Origin of the sequence: Facklamia sp. P12932 (genome assembly GCF_050409545.1) — a bacterium.
In the GTDB taxonomy this organism is placed as follows: domain Bacteria; phylum Bacillota; class Bacilli; order Lactobacillales; family Aerococcaceae; genus Facklamia.
On sequence record NZ_JBNUPG010000032.1, the window covers coordinates 1 to 8,254 of the forward strand.

Here is an 8,254-nt window from a genome sequence, read left to right on the forward strand (position 1 = left end):
AACAAAGACAAACCCTGTATGAGTCATCCTCAAAGAAGGGTTTGTCTTCAGTCTGGGCGCACCTTGGGTGCGCTTTTTTATTTGCAATCATATGTGGTAAAATGAAAGAAAATAAAGAAGGTGAAAAGTATGGAAATCGAGTTAGAAATCGATCGTCTAATGGGAGAAATAGAGGATTTATTCCAGGGGAAAGTAGATTCTCAGGATATTTTTGTTTTAGGTTGCTCAACATCTGAAATGGCAGGTGGAAAAATTGGGAAGGCATCTCGTCCAGAGTACGGGAAACTATTAGTCAATGCTTTAATCAAAACTACAAGCAAAATGGGACTCTTTCTTGCGGTTCAAGGCTGTGAGCATATTAATCGCAGTCTAGTGATAGAACGTCAAGCTGCTAAAAAGTATGGCTTAGAAATTGTCTCAGTAGTCCCTGCTTTGCATGCGGGAGGAGGAGCAGCCGTAGCGGCCTATCAGTTATTCAAGGATCCAGTCATGGTAGAGCATGTTCAAGCAAGTGCAGGTATAGATATTGGGGATACACATATCGGTATGCATATAAAACATGTTCAAATTCCTGTTCGTTTTAAACACAACCAACTAGGGTTTGCCAGGGTAAATGGACTATCATCGCGGCCAAAATTAATTGGTGGAGAACGCGCAAATTATTAAATGTAGTCCTTAATTATCTTCTTAACATACTGGTCAATTTGATAGTAACGCCCCTTTTTATCAATGGTTTCCTTATCGTCCAAGAGAGCTTCTAAAAGTTCTAAGTTTAAAATCCATTCGCTAAGCTCGTGATGCGATTGTTCTGTAATAAGTAGCACCCAATATTGAAAGGCGAGATAAGTTTTTGAATGATTTGTCGATGACAATTCCATCTTAATGAAACCCACGTTCCAAGTAAAAGAGAAGAAACGAGGGCTGTCAAAGGCCAATATTTCTGCTTGTTGTTCATTTTTAATGTGGTCTGTGTAATGCAAATGATTGCTTACCTCAATTTTTTCTGTTAAGGGAAGGCCATGCTATCATTTTGCATGAGTGCTCTATCCGTTAAAAAGGGCCGACCATCTTTTTGTTGATGTTTATACAAGCAAGTAAATTTAATAGAGTAGTTGTTTTCACCAAGATTAATTAAATTTATTTCAGGTAACAAAGGAATCTCCTTTATTTTTTATATAGTTTAACAAGGAAAGATAGTTACTTGAACAGTAGTTAACAGGTTTTTAGATTATAAAATAGATAGGAGCTCTAGAATGGTTTTATTAAGGAAAAAAATTGGTGTCGTTGTCACAGGTGGAATTGCTGCCTATAAAGCGACTGAATTAGTGCGACAACTTGTTAAAGCTGGGGCAATAGTGCGTGTTATAATGACAAAGTCAGCAAGTGAGTTTATCACTCCGCTAACTCTACAAGTGCTTTCGCGCCATGAAGTTTTGATAGATACTTTTAGTGAAAATGATACTGAACACGTTCAGCACATTGAGTTTGCTGATTGGTGTGATCTTGTAGTGGTGGCCCCAGCAACGGCTAATATTATTGGAAAATTATCCAACGGCATAGCAGATGAAATAGCTTCTACAACACTATTAGCTGTTGCTTGTCCTTGTCTTTTATGTCCGGCGATGAACACAAACATGTATCAGCATCCTGCCACTCAAAGAAACCTAAAACGTCTAAAGAAAGATGGTTACTACTTGTTAGAACCGGATACAGGCTTTTTGGCAGAAGGTTATGAAGGCAAAGGGCGATTACCAGCTATTACTCAGATTGTTGAAAAGCTTGAAAGTATAGCAGCCAAACATTTTTACCCTCAATTATTAGAGAATAAAAAAGTGATTGTAACAGCAGGTGGAACGAGAGAAAGAATCGATCCTGTTCGCTACATTTCCAATGATTCTTCCGGCAAGATGGGATATGCTATGGCTAAAATTGCGAGTTTTTTGGGAGCAGAAGTCTCTTTCATTTCCACTAAAGATCATTTTCCAATGATGGATAATATGGACTTGATTTTAGTGGAATCAGCGCTTCAAATGCAAAAAGAAATCAATGAGCGCTATGCGCAAACGGATTACGTTATTATGGCAGCTGCGGTGAGTGACTTCAGAATGATGGATCAAGCTGAACATAAAATTAAGAAAAAGGATCAAGAGAATGAGAAAATCCTGTGGGAACTTATCGAAAACCCAGATATTTTAGCGGAATTAGGACAAAATAAAAAGCAGCAAGTTTTAGTTGGCTTTGCTGCGGAGACTCAAAATTTAATCGAATATGCTCAAAGAAAGTTAAAGTCAAAAAGAATAGATTGGATTATCGCGAATGATGTTTCTCAGAAAGACATTGGTTTTAATTCAAAAAACAATCAAGTGACTCTTTTAAACGAAAAAGGGCAAGTTGTGAACTTACCTAAAATGGAAAAAATTGATCTAGCAAGAAAAGTTTGGGAAATTATTCTAAATGATCCGATTATTAAAGATTAGAGGAGAATAAATGAAATTAGTAGTTGAAAATCTAACAAGCGGTTATCGCAATGTTCCGGTCATTAATAATGTAAATTTTGAAATTCACTCAGGCGAAATAGTTGGATTAGTTGGTTTAAATGGTGCAGGAAAATCAACGCTCTTGAAAACTATTTTAGGCCTTTTACCTAACCAGTCAGGGCAAGTGCTGATTGACGGCATCTCAATTGCAGAAGACCACCAGAAGTATGCTAGTCAAATTGCTTATATTCCTGAAACGCCTATTTTGTACGAAGAATTAACTTTGAAGGAGCACTTAGAAATGACAGCTCTTGGGTATCAAATTCCGATGAAAACAGTCATGCAAAGAGCCCAACCTCTTTTAAAGAAATTTCGCCTAGAAAAAAAATTAGAGTGGTTCCCCACTCACTTTTCTAAAGGAATGAAGCAAAAAGTAATGATTATTTGTGCTCTAGTTACGGATGCTCAATTATTAATTATTGATGAACCATTCTTAGGATTAGATCCGCTAGCTATTCAACAATTCACAGATTTATTGAAGAAGAGCACAGTTTCTGGTCGCTCAATTATATTTACAACACACATTTTAGCGATTGCTGAGGACTTATGTGATTCTTTTCTTTTGCTTCAAAAAGGTCAACTTGTAGCTCAAGGAGACTTAAACCAGTTGCAGGCTATCTATAACCTCCAAAAAGCGAACTTAAACGATATCTATATGACCATGACTAAGACAGGTGAAGTTAATGATTAATTTGGATCATTTATTTAATAAAAGAGCTAATCAATTATTGAAGGAAGTTGGGAAATATGGGCGATTAATTTTTAATGATCATTTCTCTATAGTGCTTTTCGTACTGATGGGTTTTCTAGCTTTGACTTATAGAGATCTACTTGAAAGATTAAACCAAGGTTCCTATTTTGCTTTCATATGGATGATTCCTTTGATGATAGCTTTTTTTCTTACAGTAATTTTAAACTTCGGGCACCCTTTATGGTTAAATCATGAGGCTGACCGATCCTATTTATTTCCTAGAGGCGAGGATTGGTTTAAATATTGGCGAAAAGCTTTTATCTACACCTCGCTTTCTCAAGTAAGCCTAGCTCTTTTAATTAGCTTTCTCTTCTATCCGTTAATCTCAATTGTGAGTGATTGGAATCAAAATAATGCTGTTTTCTTCTGTTTTATTTATGCAACTTTGAAATTTTTAGCTGTGATCAATCAATACCTAAATCTTTATTATCAAAATAACAATTTTTTATCTAGAAATTCCGTAAAAACACTCAACTATTTTACTGGATTTTTTATAACGATAAGCTTTTATTTACCCGATTTCTATCCATTTTTAATGATGTTAGTTGTAAGCGGACTATATTTAATGATTGTATATTGGCGTTATCGTATATTAGCTAAAAACCTTGTCGATTTTGAGTTCATTATTAACCAGTCTCATGCTAATAAATCGCGTTTTTATAAGCTGATTTCTCTATTTGCAGATGTTCCACAAGTAAAAACTCCCATTAAGGAACGGAAATGGTTGTATCCTTTGATGAACTTGATTCAAGGGAAAAAGGCTAATCGATATAGCTATTTCTTTGCTCGAATGATTACTCGACATGAAGGTTATTCAGGTATATGGCTTCGTATTACAGTGTTTATTCTGATTATCATTTTCTTATTGCCTGATAATTGGTTGGCTTTAACCTTAATAGGGGGAATTGGTTTTTGGCTCGCGCTTATTCAAATTTTGCCGATTTACTTACTAGGGAATAATTTGCCTTTTCAATTACTTTATCCTACTCAAGATTTACATTTGAAAAAGAATGCTTTTCAGAGGATGTTAGCTTCAATTTTGGTAATGATGATGCTTGCTTTTTGTTTAGGAATGCTAGTTAAAGTGGGTTTATCCTTAACACTACTGTGGGTTTCGTGTGCTTGGTTAATACTAATTTTAGCTATAATTCACTTTTATGTCCCTATTTGGTTAAAGAAATTAAAAAAGAAGTCCGATAAAAGAAAGCCTCTTTAAAGTAAGAAAGAATTTCTTTGATTGAAAACGAATTCTTTGTTAAAATTAATACAAATACTTATTAAGAAAGCAGGATGAATGATGTCAGTAAATGAAGAATATCTTAAACGTCTAACAGAAGTTAACGGGATCGGTGGCAATGAACGTTATGTTCGCGAATTGTTTAAAGAAGAAACTAAAGACCAAGCAGAAGAATATCTGCAAGATGGTTTGGGTGGTATTTTTGCTAAGCATACAGGCAATGCGGATGGACCACGCGTTATGTTAGCTGCTCACCTAGACGAAGTTGGCTTTATGGTTAAAGAAATCACCGATGAAGGATTTCTTAAGTTCGTTACCATTGGTGGTTGGTGGAGTCAAGTTGTCTTAGCACAACAAGTAACAGTAACTACAAGAGAAGGTAAGACATTCCATGGTGTTACAGGATCTAAACCTCCACATGTACTAACTGCAGAAGCTCGTAAAAAGCCAATGGAATTTAAAGATATCTTTATTGACCTAGGTGCTTCTTCTAAAGATGAAGTCATGGAATGGGGTATTCGCCCTGGCGATATGATCACTCCGTACATCGAAACACGTCGTATGAATGGCACTAAATTCCTTTTAGGTAAAGCTTGGGATAACCGTATCGGTATAGCTGTTGCAATTGATGTATTGAAGAATTTAGCTAAAGAAGGACATGAAACGGTTCTATTCTCTGGGGCTAACGTTCAAGAAGAAGTTGGTCTACGCGGAGCTAGAGTTGCTGCACATATGCTTAATCCTGATATTTCATTTGCTCTAGATACTGGTACAGCGGGTGACACACCTGGTATGACTAAAGATGAATCTGCAAGTAAATTAGGAAAGGGACCTCAAATCATTGTTTATGATAGCTCAATGATAGCTCACCGTGGCTTACGTGAATTTGTAGTAGAAGTGGCTGATAGAGAGAACATTCCTTATCAATTCGAATTTATTCCTGGTGGTGGAACCGATGCTGGTTCACAACACCTAGCATTAAATGGTATTCCTTCTATTGCGATTACTGTTCCAGTTCGCTACTTACATTCACATACTTCTGTTATTCACGAAGATGACTACTTAAATATGGTCAAATTAGTAACAGCAGTAGTGAAAGAGTTGAATGCAGAGACAATCAAGCAAATTAAAGATAACGCATAAAAATTAACTTTATTAATCCCCTTAAGCATCAGAAGTTTGATACCTAAGGGGGTTTAATTCATTAATTCAGTTCAGGAAATAAGGCTTCAAGCGCTCGTTCAGCTAGGGGTTGTGAATGTCCGATAGCAGGAAAAAGGTGCAAACTCATCATTGGATTGTAGTTAGCCTCTAGCACAGCGTAAGAATTGGAGTTAGATAGAGGCTCTTGATAGTTCTTGATAATGATATCTACTCCACAGAAAGTGGATTTCATAGCTGCAGCTGTTCTTTCAGCAATTTTAATAAAATCTGAATGAACTTGATCGGTTCGATCGATGGCAATTCCTCCGGAAGAAACATTAGAATTTTTTCTTAAGTAGACTTTTTTACCATTAACGGGAATTGATTGCAGAGAATAGTTTTGTTCAGCAAGAGTTATTCTTTCTATTTCACCTTTTTCTAATAAGGTAAGAGGAGCTAGATGTCTAGGCCCTCTGAATGGATGGTTATTTTCGAGATCGATTAACTGTTCAACAGTGTGCTGGCCATCGCCAATAATATGAGCGGCTTGTCTTTCACAAACTGCTAAAACTTTTTGATTTTGCACATAAAATCTTAGTTCAATCCCTTCAATAAATTCTTCAACTAATACCGTATGATCGTGTTTGAAAGCTTCCTTCATAGCTTTTGTATAGGTTTCTTTTTCTGGAAAATTTTCGAAGATAGTAATTCCCAAACCATAGTTAGTATTTTGCGGTTTAATTACGATTGCAGATTTGTCTAATAGAGAATAATAATTGATTGCTTGATCTAAATCATTGAATTTTCTCCCTTTAGGTGTTTGAATTTTTTCTCTATCAAGAACCAATTTAGTAGCTGATTTGTTATCCATTAAGAAGTATGAAACCTGGCTGTCTAAGGAAGTCATATTAGCACTTTTGATTAATTCTGTATGCTCATTGAATTGAAGTTCAATTAAGTTATCTTCAATATCAACGATGGTAACTTGAATACCAAGCTCTATCGCTTTTTTTATTAAGGCTTGTGTCGAAAGTTCTAACTTCTCAAAACCATGAAGGAGATATTTGTTTTTTAAAGACTGTCTTTGAAAAATTTGGCTAAGTTTAAGCAAGCCCTGGGAAAGGTCTTTAAAGTCGGTATATTGACTAGTGATTTGGCCTGCAAGCGTTTGGGAGGGTTGCTCTATTTGCATAAACTTTTTAGCAACAAGCTGACCTAAATAAGAGTCGGGATAGTAATGAGCATCTAGGTTTTCTGCAACAGTTTGTAAGGTATATGAGAAAGACTTAATAAGTTCTTTATTGATTAATGGATCGATAGGGTTAGATTCTGCTGTATTTTGGTTACGTTCATTGGCTAGATTAATTTCTTCTTCGCTAATTGACTGTTGGTGAAGAAGAAGAGCAAGAATCCATACTTTTACAAAATCGAGGTCTTCCAAACTGATTCCAAATGGTTGAAAAGGATTAAGATCAAAATTTCTAAATTCTAAATAAGAAATGCCCTCCTTGAGCATTGCGCGATTAGGTTTAGCCCCCCGCATTCTAACATCTCGGTAGAGCTCCTTCTCAAAATGTAGAATCCCCTGAAAAATGAGATCTTCAATATCTGTGACATATGTTTGAAAATTATTATAGGAAACTGAAACGTTTTTACTATTCCTGTAGCCATAGCGACTTTGGCGAACTGATTTCATAACTGTTTTGTGGGGTTTGCCGTATAAAACAGTCTCGTAATCATCTGAAAAATAAGGGGTGGCCCCTAAAAGATAAGTTAATACCCAGCGGTAGTAAAGATATTTACGTGTCAAGTCCATGTAAACCTTATTTCGATTGGAGATATATTTTGATTTTGAGGAATTCAGTTTTTGATTTAAAAGCTGATCATTAATTTGAAAGTTATAATGGATGCCTGATAGTAGTTGAACTTTTTTGCCGTAGTATGAAATAAGATATTTACGATAATTATAGTCATCTTTATTATCTAATTCAGCGCTTCGAATTTGATTAATATTAGATAATTGAGGTGGCATACTATAAGGCCAAAGCATTTCTGCTGGCTTCGAATTTGAAATTCTATGCTGTGTTATCTGGTGAAGACCAGCTAACCAATTGATTACCTCTTCATTAGTAGAAAAGGGTGGAGTAATTAACTCTAATTGACTTTCAGAAAAATCAGTTTGAAGATAAGGGTGGAAGGAACGGTTTCCCCAATCATGAGGATGGTCACTCTCACTAATTGATCCGTTGAAATTGATTCGAACGGTTTCTCGTTCGAGCCCCACGGTCGATTCCCAAAGTAATGGCAAATCTTCGATTGTAAACTCAATAATTTTATTCATAAGAAAGCTCCTCTTATATGAAGTAATTAATATTATAACAAAGTGATAAGAAAAAAGGTGAAAAAAATTTGAAAAGCCCTTGACTTAAGAAGACAACCCATGTTATATTATTTCTTGTCGTCACGACCGACCGAAACGAAAGAAAAAAGTTTAAAAAAACTTTTTAAAAAGGTTTGACAAAAAATCTAAACCATGCTAGTATATAGAAGTTGTCACTTATGGCAGCGAAGCTCATTGAAAACTGA

At 35.6% G+C, this 8,254-nt stretch carries 7 protein-coding genes; 5 read left to right on the top strand and 2 right to left on the bottom strand.

What is annotated here, in order from left to right; genetic code table 11:
- Positions 1–129 precede the first annotated feature (129 nt).
- Positions 130–666 carry a TIGR01440 family protein gene (locus ACQV2P_RS08230; RefSeq protein WP_428875523.1) on the top strand — a complete coding sequence of 179 codons (537 nt, stop codon included), beginning with the start codon at positions 130–132 and terminating at the stop codon, positions 664–666.
- Here ACQV2P_RS08230 and ACQV2P_RS08235 read toward each other — a convergent pair.
- Entirely contained in the window at positions 663–980 is a 318-nt protein-coding gene (locus tag ACQV2P_RS08235; RefSeq protein WP_428876086.1) for a hypothetical protein, read from the bottom strand. The two genes, ACQV2P_RS08230 and ACQV2P_RS08235, sit on opposite strands and share 4 nt — an antisense overlap.
- 273 nt (positions 981–1,253) lie before the next feature.
- Between ACQV2P_RS08235 and coaBC the strand changes: the two genes are divergently transcribed.
- The 4 genes from coaBC to ACQV2P_RS08255 all read left to right on the top strand — a co-directional run bounded on the left by coaBC (position 1,254) and on the right by ACQV2P_RS08255 (position 5,668).
- Positions 1,254–2,477, top strand: a complete 1,224-nt coding sequence (gene coaBC, locus ACQV2P_RS08240) for a bifunctional phosphopantothenoylcysteine decarboxylase/phosphopantothenate--cysteine ligase CoaBC (RefSeq protein WP_428874190.1) — start codon at positions 1,254–1,256, stop codon at positions 2,475–2,477.
- Positions 2,478–2,487: 10 nt separating this feature from the next.
- On the top strand, positions 2,488–3,228 hold the full coding sequence (locus ACQV2P_RS08245; RefSeq protein ID WP_428894877.1) for an ABC transporter ATP-binding protein: 741 nt from the start codon (positions 2,488–2,490) through the stop codon (positions 3,226–3,228).
- The gene (locus tag ACQV2P_RS08250; RefSeq protein WP_428875526.1) at positions 3,221–4,504 is read left to right on the top strand and encodes an ABC transporter permease; all 1,284 of its coding nucleotides are present in this window, start codon (positions 3,221–3,223) and stop codon (positions 4,502–4,504) included. Before ACQV2P_RS08245 ends, ACQV2P_RS08250 begins: the two co-directional genes overlap by 8 nt.
- 78 nt (positions 4,505–4,582) lie before the next feature.
- Positions 4,583–5,668 (top strand): M42 family metallopeptidase, encoded by a 1,086-nt coding sequence (locus ACQV2P_RS08255; protein WP_428874193.1) that lies wholly within the window; start codon positions 4,583–4,585, stop codon positions 5,666–5,668.
- 61 nt (positions 5,669–5,729) lie between these two features.
- Here the strand turns inward: ACQV2P_RS08255 and gshAB are convergent, their stop codons facing one another.
- The gene (gene gshAB / locus ACQV2P_RS08260; protein WP_428874194.1) at positions 5,730–8,009 is read right to left on the bottom strand and encodes a bifunctional glutamate--cysteine ligase GshA/glutathione synthetase GshB; all 2,280 of its coding nucleotides are present in this window, start codon (positions 8,007–8,009) and stop codon (positions 5,730–5,732) included.
- Between the last annotated feature and the right edge of the window lie 245 nt (positions 8,010–8,254).